Consider the following 17,341-nt stretch of genomic DNA (forward strand, 5'->3'; position numbering starts at 1 on the left):
ACGACGCGGCCCGGGCACGGGCCGCGATGATCCTGGAGGGAACATGACACGCAGGGCACTGCTGATCGGTTCGGCGACCGGCGGCCTGACCGGTCCCGGAAACGACACCGCCGCGCTGGCCGCCGCGCTCACGCGCTGGGATTTCGACCCGGTCGTCTGCGACGGCGAAAACGCCAGCCGGGCAGGCATTCTCGACGCCTACGAACAGCTGATCGCGCGGTCGCGGCCCGACGACGCCGCCGTCGTCTACTACAGCGGGCACGGGGCCTACGCGAAAGACCCGGCGCTCGCCGAAGGAATGCCGGGCCCGGGGGTGCTGCAGTTCATCATCCCGACCGACTACGAAGAGTCCTCGGAGGACGATTTCCGCGGCATCGCCAACGTGGAGCTGTCGCTGCTGCTCGAAAAACTCACCGCGCGGACCCGCAACGCCGCGGTCATCCTCGACTGCTGCCATTCCGGCGCGATGTCCCGCGACCTCGAAACCGGCGCGGTGGCCAAAGTCTGGCCCCGCGCCGTCCCGGCCTGCCTCGCCCGCGCCCACCTGGACTCGCTGCACCGCACCTGTCCCGGTCTCGCCGAACTGAGCCCGCGGGGCAATCCGGACGCGGTCCGGCTCGTGGCCTGCGCGACGAACCAGCGGGCCTACGAGGCGCCGAACGCCGACGACGTCACCATGGGCTACTTCACCGACGCGCTCACCCGCGTGCTCGACACCCTCGACCCGGCGGCGAAACCGCTGTCCTGGGCGACGGTCGGCGACCGGGTCCGCCAGCTGGTCCTGCGGCAGTGCGGCGTGCAGCGACCGGATTCGGAAGGCCCGCGCGACCGCGAACTGTTCGGCACCGGACTCGCCGACCAGGCCGCGGCGCTGCCCGCGTCCCGGCACCGGGAATGGATCCGGATCTCCGGCGCCGGCCTGCTCGGTTACCGCGAGGGCGACGAGTTCGCGATCCGCAACGACGAAGACCTGCTCGGCACGACCGTGGTCAAGTGGACGGACGGGCAGGCGGCCTTCGGCCCGCTGCGCGGTCCCGACCCCAGCCGGGACATTCCCGCGGGGGCCCGTGCCGAAGTGATCGCGACCGCGGTCCCGCCGCTCCCCGTCGCGCTGGACGCCGGAACGGGTTCGCTGGCGGAGAGCGTCCAGGCCGATCCGGCACTGCGCCTGGCCGCCGAGGGGGAAACGGCGGCGGTGCGGACCGTGACCGGCTCCGGAGGCGTTGCCCTGCACGACGCCGCGGGCCCGCTGAACCAGCCGAAAGCCGCACCGCACCAGGTGCTGGGCGACCTCAAGCGAATCGCGCGGGCGCGGGCGGTGCTGCGGCTGTCGGAAGACCCGGGCCTGGCTCTGCGCACCCGGGTGCGCGTCGAACTGGCCCAGGTCGTCGACGGCGTCGCCCGCCCGTTGCCTGCCGGCGGCGCGGTTCTCCATCCCGGCCAGGCAGTGTGCGTGACCGTGCACAACGACGGCGACCCAGGCGAATACGTCTACGTCTCGCTGCTGGACGTCGGCGTCTCCGCCCAGGTCACGCTCCTGAACCCGGAGAATCCCAGCGGCGTCCCGATCGCCCCCGGCAAACGGTACGTCTTCGGCGGCAACGACGTCACCGGGACGCTGCCCGGCATGGAGCTGAGCTGGCCGTCGTCGGTGCCGCCGGTCTTGCCGCGCAAGGAAAGCATCGTGGTGCTGATCAGCGAGGAACGCACGGAGGCGGCGCTCTTGCAACAGCAAGGCGTGCGCACCAGCGGCGCGCTGAACCGCTTGGAAGCACAGCTCCTGCGGCTCGGCGCGCGGGACGGCCGGGAGATCATCACGCCGATGCTGACCCGGCCGATGCGCTTCGCCGTGCAGACCATCGGCTTCGACCTGGCACCGGTCCCCGCGCCGCGGGCAGAAGAAGCCGTTTTCGAGATCGACGACCGCCCGGGCCACGATTTCCTCGGTGCGGCAAGCGGTCCGCCCGCGCGGATCGCCGTGCGCTTGCCCGCCTTGGTCGTGCACCACAACCGCGCGTTCCGCAACCGGGATTTCCGGCTCGACACACTGGTGCTGACCACCGGCGCGGACGGCAAGCTCCGCCACCGCGTCCGCACGGCCCGGTTCGCCGGGACCGTCGACGGCACCCGGCTCCCCGTCAGCGAAAGCCCGCTCTTCGAAGGCGAAGTCCGCGAACAGCTGGACGTCGCCGTGTGGGTTTCCCCGGACCGGGGCGCCGAGGCGGACTTCGCGGGCATCGCGGGGGAATCGGCGGCCGAGATCGTCGATGCGGCCGAAGCCGCGCTGACCGCGGCGACCGGCGGCGCGATCGGCCTGTACCGCGCGGCTTTCGGTCCGGGAGAGCGGTTCGGCGCGGCCCGGCCGAAAGCCGAGCACACTGTCCGGACGGCGGATTTCACTTTCGGCCTCGCCGTGGCGGAAGCACCGGACAGCGGTCCGTCAGATCCCCAGTGACAGCACATTTGTCCGGCGAAAGGACACTGCGATGGCGAGCAAACGGATCACGATCGGCACTCAGATGTGGAAGGTCGACGCCGACCGGGCAGCCTCGGTGGAAACCACTCTCGAAGCCGCGATGACCGAGGGAAAGGCCGTCCGGCTGACCCTCCTCACCGGCGACGACAAGCCCGTCACGGTCCTCTTCAACGGGAAAACGGCGCCGCTCGCGGTCATCGACGACGGAACGGTCCCGCGGCCGACCGAGATCTCCGGCTCTCAGGACTCCTGATCAACGGACCCGTGCCGGGCCGTCCCGCGCGAGCGGCCCCGGTCCGGTACGGTCTCACGAACAGCGCGGGAAAACCGCGCCGCCGAGTTCCTCGAGCACCGCAGGCAACTCCGCCACCGACCCCAGCACATGCGTGGCGCCGTGCGCCCGCAACGTCGCCTCGTCATGCGCCCCGGTCAGCACCCCCGCCGCGACCGACGCGCCTGCCCTCCGCCCGGTCAGCATGTCGAAACCGGTGTCCCCCGCGACCGCGACCGCGCGCACGTCCGTGATTCCCAAGCGCAGCACCGCGGTCAGCACCATGTCCGGGAACGGCCGGCCCCGGCCGCCCGCGTCCGCCGGGCACACCACCAGGTCCGCCAGATCCGTCCAGCCGAGCCGCTCCAGCAGCGCGTCCCGTGTCGCTGCCGAGAATCCCGTGCTCAGGCACACCCGGCGCCCCTGCGCGCGCAACTTGTCGATCGCTTCCTCCGCACCGGGAAGCGGCGCGGCGACCTCGATCGCCTGCGAAGCAAACGCAGTCTCGAAAACCTGATTCGCCTTCTCCGCCACCCCGTCCGCGGGGAAGAGCGCCCGGAAGACCTCGATCTTCGACTGCCCCATGGTGTCGCGGACGTAAGCATCCACGTCCTCGCGCTCCGGCGAGCCGGCAGGCACCCCGACCGCCTCCAGCGCCGCCGAGAAGGCCGCCTCGACCGCGCCGTCGTCGCGGACCGTCGTGCCCGCCATGTCCAGCACGACCAATTCCACCGCGCGCGTCATCGGACCCCCTCCACTTCCCGCCCGGTCACCGCGTGCACCGCGCTGATCAGGGCCATCGTCTCGATGTCGGCCGCGCTGCAGCCGCGCGACAGGTCGTGCAGCGGCGCCGCGACGCCTTGCAGGATCGGCCCCAGCGCGGTCGCCCCGCCGAGTCGTTCGGCGATCTTGTAAGCGATGTTCCCCGCGTCGAGATTGGGGAACACCAGCACATTCGCCCGCCCGGCGACGGTCGACCGCGGCGCCTTGGCCACCCCGACCGCGTCCACGACAGCGGCGTCGAATTGCAGTTCGCCGTCCACATCCACACCGGGCAGCCGTTCCCGCACCAGCGAAGTCGCCTGCCGGACCTTGTCCACCGCGGAATGCTTGGCACTGCCTTGGGTGCTGAAGGAAAGCATCGCGACAACGGGCTCAGTTCCGGTCAGCGCCCGGTGCGTGGAAGCCGCACCGACTGCGATGTCGGCCAGCGCGTCCGCGTCCGGCTCGGGAACCACGGCACAGTCGGCGAAAGTGAGCGATCGGCCGTCCTGCAACAGCATCAGGAAGCAGCTGCTGAGCGTCCGCACCCCGGGAGCGAGGCCGACAATCCGCAGGCCGGCCCGGAGGACATCGGACGTCGGCCGGGTCGCGCCGGCCAGGCACGCATCCACCCGGCCGAGCGCGAGAAGCGCCGCGGAGAGGGCGACCGCATCATTGCGGACCGTCTCGACCCGGTCAGGAAACGCCGAACCCAGCCGCGCGAGGACAGCCTCGTCAGCGGCCAGATCCGCCGTGTCGAGGAAAGGCGGCACCGGAAAACCCAGCTCTGCCGCAACAGCAGCGATCTCCGCCGCGGGCCCGACCAGCAACGGTTCGATCTCGCCGCGGTCGGCCAAGTGCGCGGCCGCGGTGACGGCGCGCGGGTCGGCGCCGTCGGCGAGCGCGATCCGCGGGCGGGCGTCGCCGACGCGGTCCCGCCAGGTCTCGGCCAGAGGGGCCATGGTCATCTCGCAAACTCCCTCGCGGACGGCAGTGCTCCCCGAGCAGGATCCCGACCTCTGGCCCCAAGCGACAGAGCCAGAACAGTGCCCGTTGACAGGTCCAGAAGGCCCCCGCGACTGGACCCGTCGACCGAGCGGTTTCTGGCACTTTCGCGGTGGCCAGCCGTCCCGCACTCTCGGTCGCACCACACACGGCAGATGGGAGCAGGCGATGAAGATCGGTGTGCCTCGCGAGGTCAAGAACCACGAATACCGGGTGGCGGCGACGCCTGCCGGAGTACACGAGTTCACCTCGGCCGGCCACGAGGTCTTCGTGGAACGCGGCGCGGGCGAGGGCTCGTCCATCCGCGACGAGGACTACGCGGCCGCCGGCGCGAAGCTGCTCGACCACGCGGACGACGTGTGGGGCACCGCGGAGATGGTGCTGAAGGTCAAGGAGCCGATCGCCGAGGAGTACCACCGGCTGCGTTCGGACCAGCTGCTGTTCACCTACCTGCACCTCGCCGCGAGCGAGCCCTGCACCAAGGCCCTGCTCGGCGCGGGCACGACCTCGGTGGCCTACGAAACGGTCCAGCTGCCGAACGGCTCCCTTCCGCTGCTGTTCCCGATGAGCGAGGTGGCCGGGCGGCTGGCCCCGCAGGTCGGCGCACAGACGCTGATGCGCGTCAACGGCGGGCGCGGCGTGCTGATCGGCGGCGTCTCGGGAGTGCCGCCGGCCCGCGTGGTCGTGCTGGGCGCGGGCGTCGCCGGGATGAACGCGGTCGCCGTCGCGGCCGGGACCTGGGGCGACGTCGTGCTGTTCGACAAGAACGTCGACAAGCTGCGCGCCGCCGACCGGATGTACCAGGGCCGCATCCGCACCGCCGCGGCGAACTCGTACGCCATCGAGCAGGCGGTGCTGGAGGCCGACCTGGTGATCGGCGCGGTCCTCGTGCCCGGCGCGAAGGCCCCGAGCCTGGTGTCCAACGAGACGGTCTCCCGGATGAAGCCGGGCAGCGTGCTCGTGGACATCTCGATCGACCAGGGCGGCTGCTTCGAGGACTCGCGTCCGACGACCCACGCCGACCCGACCTTCCGGGTGCACGAGTCGGTGTTCTACTGCGTGGCCAACATGCCGGGCGCGGTCCCGCACACCTCCACGCACGCGCTCACCAACGTCACGCTCCCGTACGCGCTGGAGATCGCGAACAAGGGTCTCCGCACCGCGGTGCAGGACACGCCCGAGCTCCGCGGCGGAGTGAACACCGTGGCCGGGGCGCTGACCTACGAGCCGGTCGCCCTGGCGCACGGCCTGCCCTTCACCGACGTCGCCGACGCGCTGGCCTGAGCCTCCCCGGCGTGGCGCGGGGTGGGAAAACCGACCGCCGCGAGTTACGTTTCAGCCCACCCCGCTGCACGCCGGCCGCTTGGAGACCGCACTTGCCACGCACGCTGATCGAGATCGACCGCTCGTCGGACGAACCGCTGTACCGCCAGGTCCGGCGGGCGATCGAGCACGGCATCGCCATCGGCACGTTCGATCCGGCCCGCCGGCTGCCCAGCTCGCGGGAACTGGCCGTCGAACTGGGCGTCTCCCGGAACACGATCAATCTCGCCTACCAGGAGCTGGTCGCCGAGGGCTACGTGGAAAGCCGCGAGCGCAGCGGGCTGTTCGTCAACGGCGAGATGCGCCCGCACTGCGCGGTGGAGGAACGGGACACCGAATCGCGGATCGACTGGGCGGCCCGCGTCCGCCGGTTCCCGGACGCCGGCGTCGCCCACATCGAGAAACGCACCGACTGGGCGAGCTACCCGTATCCGTTCCTCGCCGGGCAGGTCGACATCACCGCGTTCCCGGCCCGGTCGTGGACGCGCTGCCTCCGCGACGCCCTCTACCGCCCGCACGTCTTCCACAGCCTCCAGGACAGCGTCGGCTCCGACGACCCGATGCTGGTCGAGATGGTCTGCCGCCAGCTGCTGACCACCCGCGGCATCGAGGCGGACCCCGAGGAGGTGCTGATCACCGTCGGCTCGCAGCAGGGCCTCGACCTGCTCGGCCGCGTGCTGCTCGGGCCGGACCAGGTCGTGGCCATCGAAAACCCCGGCTACCTCGACGCGCGGCACATCTTCCTCCGCACCGGCGCCCGCGTGACCGGGATCGACGTCGACTCCCGCGGCCTGCGACCGCCCGAATCGCTCGACGGAGTCGACCTCCTCTACCTCACCCCGAGCCACCAGCACCCGACCAACGCGACCCTCAGCATCGGCCGGCGCCGCCAGCTGCTCGCCCAAGCCGCGGCCTCCGGCACCGTGGTGGTCGAGGACGACTACGACAGCGAATTCCGCTACCAGGGCAGCCCCACCCCGGCGTTGAAGGCGCTCGACAGCACCGGCGACGCCGTCTACCTCGGCACCTTCTCCAAATTCCTCTCCCCCGGCCTGCGCCTCGGCTACCTGGTCGGACCGCGCGAGCTGGTGCGCGCGCTGCGCGAGGCCCGCCGATACGTCCTGCGCCACCCGCCCGGCCAGCTGCAACGGGCGCTGGCGCTGCTCATCGAAAGCGGCGAGTACCACCGCTCGCTGCGCCGCTACCGCACGAAGCTGATGCGCAAGTGGACCGCCACCACCGCCGCGGTCGCCGAATACCTGCCGTGGGCGCAGGGCCCGTACCCGCCCGGCGGCGTCAGCCTGTGGATGACCGGCCCGTCCGGACTGGACTGCCGCGTCCTGGTGGAGCGCGCGGAGGAACTGGGCATCCTCATCGAACCCGGCGACATCTTCTTCCTCGGCGACGACCCGCCGCGCAACCACTTCCGCATCGGCTTCTCCGCCACCCCGCCGCCGGTGATCGACCCGGGGATCCGGCTGCTCGGCGACCTCTGCCGGGAACTGCTCGACAGCTGAACCCGGCCCGCGCCGCGACTCGCTCCTTGACAACTCCCTAAAATATATAACATATTTTGCGTAACAAGGGACGCCGTCGGCAGCCGATCCGAAGAGGCCCCGGAGACGACGAGGAGAATCCGAGATGCTGCGTTTCGACGGCAAAGTGGCGCTGGTGACCGGCGGCGGACGCGGCCTGGGGCGTTCGCACGCCCTGCTCCTCGCGGCGCGCGGCGCGGCGGTGCTGGTCAACGACCTCGGCGGCGACCCGACCGGCTCCGGCTCCAGCCCGAGCCCGGCGGACGAAGTAGTCGCCGAGATCACGGCAGCGGGCGGGACGGCCGCGGCCAACCACGACGACGTCGCCGCCGACGCCGAAGCCGTGGTGCGGGCCGCGATCGACGCGTTCGGGAAGCTCGACATCGTCGTGAACAACGCCGGCATCAACGTGCCCGCCCCCATCGGCTCGGCCGGCGCCGTGCACCAGATCCGGCGCCAGATGGAGGTCAACTTCTTCGGCACCGCCGCGATCGCCGCCGCCGCGTGGCCGCACCTGGCCGCCAGCGGGTCCGGCCGCATCGTCAACACGTCGTCGCCGACCATCGTCGGCTGGGAAGGCCAGACCCCCTACGTCACCTCCAAGGCCGCGGTCTTCGGGTTCACCCGGTGCCTCGCCCTGGAAGGCAAGGAGGCGGGCATCCGCGTGAACGCGATCGCGCCGACGGCCTACACCCGCTTGGCCGAGGAAGCCGACATCCCCGACTCGCTCAAGGAGACGCTGAAAGAGAAGATGACGCCGTCGATGGCTTCGCAGCTGGTCGCCTATTTCGCGCACGAAGACTGCGCGGTGACCGGCGAGACCATCCTGACGCAGGGCGGCCACATGCAGCGCATCGCGCTCACGATGAACGAGGGCTACACCAATCCGGACACCACCCCGGAGGACATCGCCGAGCACCTCGCCGCGATCGTCGACGACGCGACCAGCAAGCCGCTCGGCATCGTCGGCAGCGAGGGCGAGGTCTCGCTGCTCGACATCGTCTAGCGCGAGGCCGCTTCTGGCACCACGCGCGCGTCGCTTTCTGGACCTGTTCGCGGGCCAGCTCCCCCGGCACTGTCGTGGGGGCAGGACACGTGGACAAGGAGGTCCCATCGTGGGCGAACCCGCGGCATCCGCTCGTCCGGCCCCTGACCTGGTAGTGCTCGGGGGCACGGTGCTGACTCTCGACCGGGGCGGGACGCGGGCGTCCGCGCTCGCCGCCCGCGACGGCCGGATCACCGAGGTCGGCGACGACCGCTCGATCGCCGCCCTCGCCGGTCCCGAAACGACAGTGCTCGACCTGGCGGGACGCACGGTCGTCCCGGGTTTCGTGGAGTCGCACAACCATCCGTCGTTCTTCGGGATGGCGCTCGCCGCCCCGGTCGACGCCGGAAGCCCGCCGAACGACCGGATCAGCGACATCGCCGACCGCGTCCGGCAGGCGGCGCGCGACTTCGGGCCCGGCGAATGGATCAAGGGTTTCCGTTACGACGACACGCTTCTCGCCGACAACCGCCATCCGACCCGGCACGACCTGGATCCCGCTTCACCGCGAAACCCGGTCCTGCTCACGCACGTGACCGGCCACTTCAGCGTGGCGAATTCCGCCGCGCTGCGAGCCGTCGGCATCACCGCGGCCACGCCCGACCCGCCCGGCGGCGCCATCGCCCGCGACGAACGCGGGGAACCGACCGGCCTCCTCATCGAGACCGCGGCGTTCCTGGTCAACTCCGCGATGCCCGCGCAGGGCCCCGACGAGCTGGCCGCGGCACTCCAGCTCGCCGACGCCGAGTACCTGCGCAACGGCGTCACTTCGGTGCACGACACCGGAATCGGCCTGATCGGCGGCGAACAGGAACTCGCCGCGTACCGGATGCTGACCCGCGCCGGGAAGCTGCGCACCCGCATCCACGGCTACCTGTTCCACACCCTCCTGCCCGGCCTCGCCGAGGGCGCCCCGGAAGCGCCCGATCCGTCCAATCCGGACGGATTCACCATGAACGGCATCAAGATCGTCGCGGACGGCTCGATCCAGGGCCGCACCGGCTGTCTCGCCGAGGGCTACACCTGCGACCCCGGCGAACACGGCATGATGCTGCTCGAACCGGAGGACCTGTCCCGCCGCATCGCCGCGCTCGACGCCGCGGGCTGGCAGGTCGCCGTGCACGGCAACGGCGACGCGGCGATCGACGCCATCATCGACGGCTACGCCCGCCTCGGCGCGCCCGAAGGCACCGGCCGCCGCCACCGCATCGAGCACTGCCAGACCGCCCGCGAGGACCAGCTCGACCGGATGGCCGAAAACGGCATCGCCGCGTCGTTCTTCATCAAGCACGTCTACTACTGGGGCGACCGGCACCGGGACGTCTTCCTGGGCCCGGAACGCGCCCGCCGGATCAGCCCGCTCGCGTCGGCCCGCTCCCGCGGAATCCACTTCGGACTCCACTCCGACACGCCGGTCACGCCGGTGCCGCCGCTGGAAGGCATCTGGTGCGCCGTCGCCCGCCAAACCAGCAGCGGCCAGCTTCTCGGCCCGGAACAAGCGATCGACGTCGAAGCCGCCTTGCGCGGGTACACCATCGACGCGGCCTATCTGGCCGGCGAGGAAGAGAGCAAGGGCAGCCTCGAAGTCGGGAAGCTCGCGGATCTCATCGTGCTGTCCGAGGATCCGACCACAGTGGACCCAAGCCGGATCCGGGACCTGACCGTCGACGCCACGGTGATCGGCGGACAGCTGGTCTGGCAACGCGATCCGGCCCCGGCGGGAGGCGTCCGATGATCCGCAGCCGGCCGAGCCTGTGCATCGGGCTCGGCATCCCCGCGATCGCGATCCTCGGCGGAATCCCGCTGGTGGCGGGCTCGCCCGCGACAGTGGCCGGGTTCCCGCTGGTGTTCTTCTGGATGTTCCTCTGCTTCCCGCTGACCACGTTGTGCCTGTGGATCAGCTGGCGGTTCTTCGACCGCAAGCACTACCCGGCGGACACGCCGGCAGCGAAGGAGGACCAGTAAATGCTGATTCTCATTGTCGCCGTCGTCATGGGGCTTTCGATCCTGCTGGCGCTGTGGGCGGGCCGCTCGTCGCGCGGCGGCGGGATCTCCGAGTTCCTGGTCGGCGGCCGCTCGTTCCCGCCGTGGCTGCTGTACTTCCTCGCCGTCGGCGAGGTGTACAGCATCGGCACGATGATCGGCTTCCCGAGCGGGATCTACGCCCACGGCGCGAGTTACGGGATCTGGTTCCTCGGCTACATCCTGCTCGCCTATTCGCTGGGCTACTTCCTCGCCCCGCTGGTCTGGCGCGCGGCGCGCAAACACGACGCGATGACCGTCCCGGACGTCTTCGGCCGCCACTACAGCAGCCGGACGCTGGAGCTGATCACGTGCGTGACGATGCTGATCGCGCTCGTGCCGTGGGGCCAGTACCAGTTCATCGGCCTGCAAGTGGTGCTGAGCAACCTCGGGCTGAAACTGACCCCGGTGCAGTGCGTGCTGCTGGCCGGGGTCATCGCGTTCGCCTACATCGCCGTGTCCGGCATCCGCTCCCCCGCGTTCGTGTCGATCCTCAAGGACGCGTTCATGCTGCTCGGAGTGGTGCTCGTCGGCCTCGCCGCGGTGCTCGTCGCCGGCGGGACGTCCGGGGTCACCGGGCCCGAGGCGCTGGCCAGGGCGCAGACCACGATGGGCGGCCAGGACCTGTGGTTCGCGATGACCACGATCCTGTTCCAGAGCGTGGTCTTCTACCTCGGCTTCGGCGGCGCGTACGTGTTCCCGGCGCGTTCGGAGCGGGCGGTGAAGAGTTCGACGGTGTGGATGCCGCTGTACATGCTGATCTACCCGTTCCTCGTCTTCGCCGCTTACTACGGGCTCAAGCAGCACCCCGGGCTGAAGAACCCGAACACGGTCTTCATGGTGACCGCGAAAGGCCTTCTCCCGGAACCGGTTCTGGGCCTCGTGGCCGCCGGCGCCGCGCTGTCCGGCGTCCTAGTGCTGTCGGCAACGGCCTTGGCGATCGGCGGCATGGTCAGCCGCAACCTCGCCCCGAACGTCCGCCCCGCCGCGCAACGGCGCTGGACGGTCGTGGCGGTAGCGGTGTTCCTGGTGCTCGCCGCCGTGCTCACGCTGACCGCCTCGACGCTGATGCTCACCGTGCTGAACCTGACCTACAACCTGCTCGCCCAAGTCGTGCCGGGCTGGCTGGCGATCCTGTTCGCGCGGCGGGTCCGCACGGCCGCGATCGCGACCGGGATGGTGGTCGGCGTGGTGACCGCGGTCGTCCTGTACGCCACCGGCGTGACGCTCGGCGGCCTCAACACCGGTCTGGTGTCGATGGGCGCGAACCTGGTGATCGTCTTCGGCTGGAGCCTGCTCGCTCCCGGGAAGCGGCGTTCGCCGATCGCCTTGGAGCGCAACGAACCAGCGGCGGTTTCGCCGGTCGCACAACCAGCAGGTTAGCGACGGGCGATCAGGTCGAGGATCTCGCGGAAGGCACGGAACCCCGTGCCTTCCGCGGCGTCCAGCGCCAAGCTGCGGCGGTAATACGCACTGAGATCAAGCCCGACCCCGATGCCGTACACCTCCGTCTCGCTCCGCTCCAGCCCGTCCGCCACCTGCACCAAATGCCGGTCGAGATACCGCTCCTCATTGGCCAGCACGGTCGCGCCGTCCATCGGGCTCCCGTCCGACAGCACGAAAACCAGCCGCCGCCGCGCATCGCACGCCCGCGCCCGACCAGCCGCCCACGCCAACGCCTCGCCGTCGATGCCCTCACGGAACAGATCGGCTTTCAGCAACGCCGCGATATCCCGCCGCGCGCGCCGCCACGGTGTCGCCGCCTCCTTGAACACCAGGTGCCGACGCTCGTTGAGCCGCCCCGGCTGCTTCGGCCGCCCGGCGCGCATCCAGTCCCGCCGCGCCCGGCCGCCGTGCCAGGCGCCGGTCGTGAAGCCGAGGATTTCGCAACTCGCGCCGGCGAGATCCAGCGCGCGAGCGAACAGATCGACCAGCACCGCAACGGTTTCCCGGTGCGCCTTCATCGATCCCGAGCAGTCGATCAGGAACGTGACCAGCACGTCGGCGACCGGTTCGGTCCGCTCTACGCGGAACACCCGATGGTCCGCGGGCGTCGCGATCAACCGCGCGAGCGCCCGGCCGTCGATCTGGCCTTCTTCCTGCGCACCGTCCCATCCGGACCGTTCCGGCTCAGCGAGCACAGCTGTGAGTTCCCGCGCGAGCCGAGCCACGTTGACGCCCTGCTTCGCAACCCGAGCGTCAAGCCGTTCGCGTAGCTCCCGCAGCAATTCCGGCCGCACCAACGGCCCCGTCCGATCCTCGCGGTCATAAGCGGTGGTGAAAACCCGATACTGCCCGGCTGCCACCGGTCCTTTGTGGTCGCCGAGGCCCGCGCTACCGCCTTCCTCGCTGCCGGTTTCGTCGTCGAAATCCAGCAGCAACGCGTACGCCGCAGCTTCCGCTTCGTCCTCATCCTCTTCAGAATTCTCCGGCTCCAGCAACGCAGCGACCGCTTCAGCCAGCGCCCGCGCGTGCTCGGCAAACGCCGCCTGATCAGCCCGGTTCCGCCGAAGCCCGGCCAACTGCGCACCGAGCATCGGCGCGATCGCCGCCCGGGTCGCCTCGATCAGATCCTCGGTCTCTTCCACGACCGGCTCGCCGGTGATCCGCGCCCGAGCGACCTGCGCGACGGTGTAAAGCAGCACGCCGCGCGCCGTCTCAGTCAGTCCATTGTGGTGCGCCGACAGCGACCAGCGTTCATGCCGCCGCCGCAGATTCGCTGCCACCCCGGGAAAACCGGCCGGAACCAACGACTCCACCCGGAACTGCTCCAGCAGCTCGAACAGCAGCCGCTCGACACCGCCGTCGGGCCGCAACCGCTTGTGCAGCTCCCGGTCCGACCCGCTCAGGTGCAACGCCATCCCGTCCGCCGCGCCGCGGAAGGACTGCAGATCCTCGTCGTCGGCAAGCAAATGCGGCGCGGGCATCGGCACCGGACGGGTGCCGCGATGCAAGCGCCCGCCGCGGAAATGCACGTCCGGCGCCCCGCTGACCGCCCGGATCGCCGCCGCGGACAGCTCCTCGACCTGCTGGCGCCGCCGGGTCTCGGGCGTGCTCACGCCGCGGCCAGCTCCAGGTCGAAGCAGCGCTGGAAGTACTCGGCGACGACCGGGCGTTCGGCCTCGTCGCATTTGTTGAGGAAGGTCAGCCGGAACGCGAGCGCCGGATCGCCGAAGATCTCGCAGTTCTCCGCCCACGTGATGACCGTGCGCGGCGACATCAGCGCGGACAGGTCACCGGCCCGGAACCCCTCGCGGGTCAGCCCGGCCACCGCCACCATCGCCTCGACGAACTGCCCGGACAGCCCCGGCACGCGCGCCCGCACGATCGCGGTTTCCTCTTCCGGCGCCAGGTAATCGAGCGCGGCGACGATGTTCCACCGGTCGATCTGCGCGTGGTTGAGCCGCTGAACCCCGTGGTAGAGCCCGTTGAGATTGCCCAGCCCCACGGTGTTGGCCGTGGCGAACAGCCGGAACCCCGGATGCGGGCGCAGCACGGTGTTGCTGTCGATCAGGGTGAATTTGCCGTCCCGTTCGAGCAGCCGCTGGATGACGAACATGACGTCCGGCCGTCCCGCGTCGTACTCGTCGAGGATCAGCGCCGTCGGCCGCCGCAGCGACCACGGCAGGATTCCCTCGCGGAATTCGGTGACCTGCTTGCCTTCGCGCAGCACCACCGCGTCCTTGCCGACGAGATCGAGCCGGCTGATGTGGCCGTCGAGGTTCACCCGCAGGCACGGCCAGTTCAGCCGCGCCGCGACCTGTTCGACGTGCGTGGACTTGCCGGTGCCGTGCAGGCCCTGCACGAGCACGCGCCGGTTGTGCGCGAACCCGGCCAGCAACGCGAGCGTCACGTCCGGGTTGAACCGGTAGGCCGGATCGATCTCGGGAACGTGCTCGTCGGCTTCGGAAAAGCACGGGACTGTCATGGACGAGTCGATGCCGAACGCGTCGCGCACGGCGATCCGGGCGTCGGGACCGTTGCTGGACAACGGGTTCATCGGGAGACCTCCGTCAGGACGGGATGCTGTCGGCGTCGTCGGCCGACCCCTCGGCCTCGACCTCCTTGATCGCTTCGGCGGCCCGCTGCAACGCGGGAAGCGCCTGCAAAGCCTTGTCGGCGGTGAGCCGCATGACCGGCGCCTGCACCGCCACCGCCAGGTTGGACCGGCCGGTGCGGCTGGGCACCAGCACCGCCACGCACACGAGCCCGGGCAGGAATTCCTCGTCGTCCAAGGCGAATCCGTCCCGCCGGATGCGGGCGAACTCCTCCTCCAGCGCGTCGAGATCGGTGACCGTCTTGGCGGTGTACTGCTTGAGCGGCGCGTGCGCGAGCAGCTTGCGCCGCTGCGCCGGGCTCATCTGGGACAGGATGATCTTGCCGCTGGCCGAGCAGTGGATCGGCACGCGCGAACCCGGCCGCAGGTAGAACCGCAGCGGCTCGGGCGTTTCGACGCGGTCGAGGTAGACGATCTCGCTGCCGGACAGCGCGGTGATGTTGCAGCTCTCCCCCAGCTCGTCGACCAGGTGGTTGAGCACCGCGCGCCGCGCGCCGTGGTGCGTCGCGTTGAGCAGCAGGTTCTCCGCGAGGCGACGGAGCCGGTCGCCGGTGCCGTAATGCCGTCCGTCGGCCTGGCGCACGAGCAGGCCCGCGCCTTCCAGCTGCTGCAGCATCCGGTGCAGCGTCGGCTTCGGCAGGCCAGTCTCCTCGACCAGGCTCTGCAGCGTCACCAGCTGGTCCTTCGCCGCGATCAGCTCGAGCAGCGAGAACAGCCGCATGGTCGGGGTGTCTCCGTCGAGTCCCGCGCCGTCCGGCTCGCGCACGAGTTCCACGGCGCTGGTCTTCCGCAACTCACTCACGTTCCGAAAAGTAGCACATCCTGTCTCGTTTTCCATCAACTGCCGGTTGACCTCCCGCGCGTGGCGTCCTATCGTCCGTCGTGTTCAGCTTTTACGAACCTCACGTACCGAAAACCAAGACTTTCAGCGTCGAAGGAGTTCAACCATGGCGGAGAGGAAGACGGGCGACGGCCGCACCGTCGTCAGCGGGACGGCGAAGATGACCCCGTCGGAGGCCTTCGTCGAGACGATGGTGGCCAACGGCGTCACCGACATCTTCGGCATCATGGGCTCGGCGTTCATGGACGCGATGGACATCTTCGCGCCGGCGGGCATCCGGCTCGTGCCGGTCGTGCACGAGCAGGGCGCCGCGCACATGGCCGACGGCTACGCCCGGGTCAGCGGGCGCCACGGCGTCGTCATCGGGCAGAACGGGCCCGGCATCAGCAACTGCGTCACCGCGATCGCGGCGGCGTTCTGGGCGCACAGCCCGGTCGTGATGATCACGCCCGAGGCGGGCACCATGGGCACCGGGCTGGGCGGCTTCCAGGAGGCCAACCAGCTGCCGATGTTCCAGGAGTTCACCAAGTACCAGGCGCACGTCAACAACCCGAAGCGGATGGCCGAGTACACCGCGCGGGCCTTCGACCGGGCGCACGCGGAACTCGGCCCGACCCAGCTGAACATCCCGCGCGACTTCTTCTACGGCGAGATCGAGACCGAGATCCCCGAGCCGCAGCGGCTCGACCGCGGCCCCGGCGGCGAGAAGAGCCTCGCCCAGGCCGCGGAACTGCTGGCCAGCGCGGAATTCCCGGTGATCATCTCCGGCGGCGGGGTCGTCATGTCCGACGGCGTCGAGGAGGCCAAGGCGCTCGCCGAACGCCTCGGCGCGCCGGTCGTCAACAGCTACCAGCACAACGACAGCTTCCCGGCGAGCCACCCGCAGTGGTGCGGCCCGCTCGGCTACCAGGGCTCCAAGGCCGCGATGAAGCTCATCTCGCAGGCGGACGTGGTGATCGCGCTCGGCACCCGGCTCGGCCCGTTCGGCACCCTGCCGCAGCACGGCATGGACTACTGGCCCAAGAACGCGAAGATCATCCAGATCGACGCGGACCACAAGATGCTCGGCCTGGTCAAGAAGATCACCGTCGGCATCTGCGGCGACGCGAAGGCCGCCGCCGCCGCGCTGACTGAACGCCTCGCGGACCGCACCCTCGCCTGCGACGCCACCCGCGGCGAGCGCGCCGACCGCACCAAGGCGGAAAAGGACGCGTGGGAGGAAGAACTCTCCGCGTGGACCCACGAAAAGGACCCCTACTCCCTCGACATGATCGCCCAGCAGGAGCAGGAGGAGGGCAACTGGCTGCACCCGCGCCAGGTCCTGCGCGAACTGGAGAAGGCCATGCCGCCGCGGGTGATGGTCTCCACCGACATCGGCAACATCAACTCCGTGGCGCACAGCTACCTGCGCTTCGAGGAGCCGCGGTCGTTCTTCGCTCCGATGTCCTTCGGCAACTGCGGTTACGCGCTGCCGACCATCATCGGCGCCAAGGCCGCCGCGATGGACCGGCCGGCCGTCGCGTACGCCGGCGACGGCGCGTGGGGCATGAGCATGGGCGAGATCATGACCGCGGTGCGGCACGACATCCCGGTCACCGCCGTCGTGTTCCACAACCGCCAGTGGGGCGCGGAAAAGAAGAACCAGGTCGACTTCTACGACCGCCGGTTCGTCGCGGGAGAACTGGAAAGCGAGAGCTTCGCCGGGATCGCGCAGGCGATGGGCGCGGACGGCGTCGTCGTGGACAAGCTCGAGGACGTCGGCCCGGCGCTGCGGAAGGCCGTGGACGCGCAGATGAACGAGGGCCGCACGACGGTCATCGAGATCATGTGCACCCGCGAGCTGGGCGACCCGTTCCGCCGCGACGCGCTGTCGAAGCCGGTGCGGTTCCTGGAGAAGTACCAGGACTACGTGTAAGCGCCTCGTGAGTGTTCATCGCGGTTCTGACCGCGATGAACACTCACGACCCCCCTGCCCGGCCGAGCCTTCACGCCCGGCCGGGCTTT

The 17,341-nt window shown here is 70.4% G+C and carries 14 protein-coding genes; 9 read left to right on the forward strand and 5 right to left on the reverse strand.

Annotation, left to right across the window (positions count from 1 at the left end; all coding sequences use genetic code 11):
• The first annotated feature begins 43 nt into the window (after window positions 1–43).
• Together H4281_RS33355 and H4281_RS33360 are read left to right on the forward strand one after the other, a co-directional pair.
• Window positions 44–2,455 (forward strand): caspase family protein, encoded by a 2,412-nt coding sequence (locus H4281_RS33355; protein WP_182894830.1) that lies wholly within the window; start codon window positions 44–46, stop codon window positions 2,453–2,455.
• Between the two features lie 31 nt (window positions 2,456–2,486).
• On the forward strand, window positions 2,487–2,729 hold the full coding sequence (locus tag H4281_RS33360) for a hypothetical protein (protein ID WP_182894831.1): 243 nt from the start codon (window positions 2,487–2,489) through the stop codon (window positions 2,727–2,729).
• A gap of 54 nt (window positions 2,730–2,783) precedes the next feature.
• Here the strand turns inward: H4281_RS33360 and H4281_RS33365 are convergent, their stop codons facing one another.
• Together H4281_RS33365 and H4281_RS33370 are read right to left on the reverse strand one after the other, a co-directional pair.
• A complete protein-coding gene (locus tag H4281_RS33365) occupies window positions 2,784–3,491 on the reverse strand; it encodes a phosphonatase-like hydrolase (RefSeq protein ID WP_182894832.1) in 708 nt (235 codons plus the stop codon).
• Complete coding sequence (locus H4281_RS33370) at window positions 3,488–4,477, reverse strand: phosphotransacetylase (RefSeq protein ID WP_182894833.1); 990 nt, start codon at window positions 4,475–4,477, stop codon at window positions 3,488–3,490. The genes H4281_RS33365 and H4281_RS33370 overlap by 4 nt, the downstream gene beginning before the upstream one ends.
• 205 nt (window positions 4,478–4,682) lie before the next feature.
• On the opposite strand from H4281_RS33370, the gene ald reads away from it, so the two are divergent.
• From ald to H4281_RS33400, 6 genes are all read left to right on the forward strand, one after another.
• On the forward strand, window positions 4,683–5,798 hold the full coding sequence (gene ald / locus H4281_RS33375) for an alanine dehydrogenase (protein ID WP_182894834.1): 1,116 nt from the start codon (window positions 4,683–4,685) through the stop codon (window positions 5,796–5,798).
• A gap of 92 nt (window positions 5,799–5,890) precedes the next feature.
• Window positions 5,891–7,354, forward strand: a complete 1,464-nt coding sequence (pdxR, locus tag H4281_RS33380; RefSeq protein WP_182894835.1) for a MocR-like pyridoxine biosynthesis transcription factor PdxR — start codon at window positions 5,891–5,893, stop codon at window positions 7,352–7,354.
• 124 nt (window positions 7,355–7,478) lie between these two features.
• Window positions 7,479–8,378 (forward strand): SDR family NAD(P)-dependent oxidoreductase, encoded by a 900-nt coding sequence (locus H4281_RS33385; protein WP_182894836.1) that lies wholly within the window; start codon window positions 7,479–7,481, stop codon window positions 8,376–8,378.
• Window positions 8,379–8,487: 109 nt separating this feature from the next.
• On the forward strand, window positions 8,488–10,152 hold the full coding sequence (locus tag H4281_RS33390; protein ID WP_182894837.1) for an amidohydrolase: 1,665 nt from the start codon (window positions 8,488–8,490) through the stop codon (window positions 10,150–10,152).
• Complete coding sequence (locus tag H4281_RS33395; RefSeq protein ID WP_182894838.1) at window positions 10,149–10,382, forward strand: DUF3311 domain-containing protein; 234 nt, start codon at window positions 10,149–10,151, stop codon at window positions 10,380–10,382. Before H4281_RS33390 ends, H4281_RS33395 begins: the two co-directional genes overlap by 4 nt.
• Entirely contained in the window at window positions 10,383–11,822 is a 1,440-nt protein-coding gene (locus H4281_RS33400) for a sodium:solute symporter family protein (RefSeq protein ID WP_182894839.1), read from the forward strand.
• Here H4281_RS33400 and H4281_RS33405 read toward each other — a convergent pair.
• From H4281_RS33405 to H4281_RS33415, 3 genes are read right to left on the reverse strand one after another with little or no spacing between them, the layout of a single operon-like run.
• Complete coding sequence (locus H4281_RS33405) at window positions 11,819–13,498, reverse strand: cobaltochelatase CobT-related protein (RefSeq protein ID WP_312872224.1); 1,680 nt, start codon at window positions 13,496–13,498, stop codon at window positions 11,819–11,821. The genes H4281_RS33400 and H4281_RS33405 overlap by 4 nt on opposite strands.
• Entirely contained in the window at window positions 13,495–14,439 is a 945-nt protein-coding gene (locus H4281_RS33410; RefSeq protein WP_182894840.1) for an AAA family ATPase, read from the reverse strand. The genes H4281_RS33405 and H4281_RS33410 overlap by 4 nt, the downstream gene beginning before the upstream one ends.
• A 13-nt stretch (window positions 14,440–14,452) precedes the next feature.
• A complete protein-coding gene (locus tag H4281_RS33415) occupies window positions 14,453–15,298 on the reverse strand; it encodes an IclR family transcriptional regulator (protein ID WP_237599525.1) in 846 nt (281 codons plus the stop codon).
• A gap of 145 nt (window positions 15,299–15,443) precedes the next feature.
• On the opposite strand from H4281_RS33415, the gene xsc reads away from it, so the two are divergent.
• On the forward strand, window positions 15,444–17,252 hold the full coding sequence (gene xsc, locus H4281_RS33420; RefSeq protein ID WP_182894841.1) for a sulfoacetaldehyde acetyltransferase: 1,809 nt from the start codon (window positions 15,444–15,446) through the stop codon (window positions 17,250–17,252).
• Window positions 17,253–17,341: the final 89 nt, after the last annotated feature.

This window comes from Amycolatopsis dendrobii, from assembly GCF_014145675.1.
GTDB classification, from domain to species: domain Bacteria; phylum Actinomycetota; class Actinomycetes; order Mycobacteriales; family Pseudonocardiaceae; genus Amycolatopsis; species Amycolatopsis dendrobii.

What these genes read in the sequence shown, in the direction of transcription:
- H4281_RS33355 (WP_182894830.1), top strand. Translation starts at nt 44, where the DNA reads ATGACACGCAGGGCACTGCTGATCGGTTCGGCGACCGGCGGCCTGACC.
- H4281_RS33360 (WP_182894831.1), top strand. Translation starts at nt 2,487, where the DNA reads ATGGCGAGCAAACGGATCACGATCGGCACTCAGATGTGGAAGGTCGAC.
- H4281_RS33365 (WP_182894832.1), bottom strand. Translation starts at nt 3,491, where the DNA reads ATGACGCGCGCGGTGGAATTGGTCGTGCTGGACATGGCGGGCACGACG.
- H4281_RS33370 (WP_182894833.1), bottom strand. Translation starts at nt 4,477, where the DNA reads ATGACCATGGCCCCTCTGGCCGAGACCTGGCGGGACCGCGTCGGCGAC.
- ald (WP_182894834.1), top strand. Translation starts at nt 4,683, where the DNA reads ATGAAGATCGGTGTGCCTCGCGAGGTCAAGAACCACGAATACCGGGTG.
- H4281_RS33385 (WP_182894836.1), top strand. Translation starts at nt 7,479, where the DNA reads ATGCTGCGTTTCGACGGCAAAGTGGCGCTGGTGACCGGCGGCGGACGC.
- H4281_RS33395 (WP_182894838.1), top strand. Translation starts at nt 10,149, where the DNA reads ATGATCCGCAGCCGGCCGAGCCTGTGCATCGGGCTCGGCATCCCCGCG.
- H4281_RS33400 (WP_182894839.1), top strand. Translation starts at nt 10,383, where the DNA reads ATGCTGATTCTCATTGTCGCCGTCGTCATGGGGCTTTCGATCCTGCTG.
- H4281_RS33410 (WP_182894840.1), bottom strand. Translation starts at nt 14,439, where the DNA reads ATGAACCCGTTGTCCAGCAACGGTCCCGACGCCCGGATCGCCGTGCGC.
- xsc (WP_182894841.1), top strand. Translation starts at nt 15,444, where the DNA reads ATGGCGGAGAGGAAGACGGGCGACGGCCGCACCGTCGTCAGCGGGACG.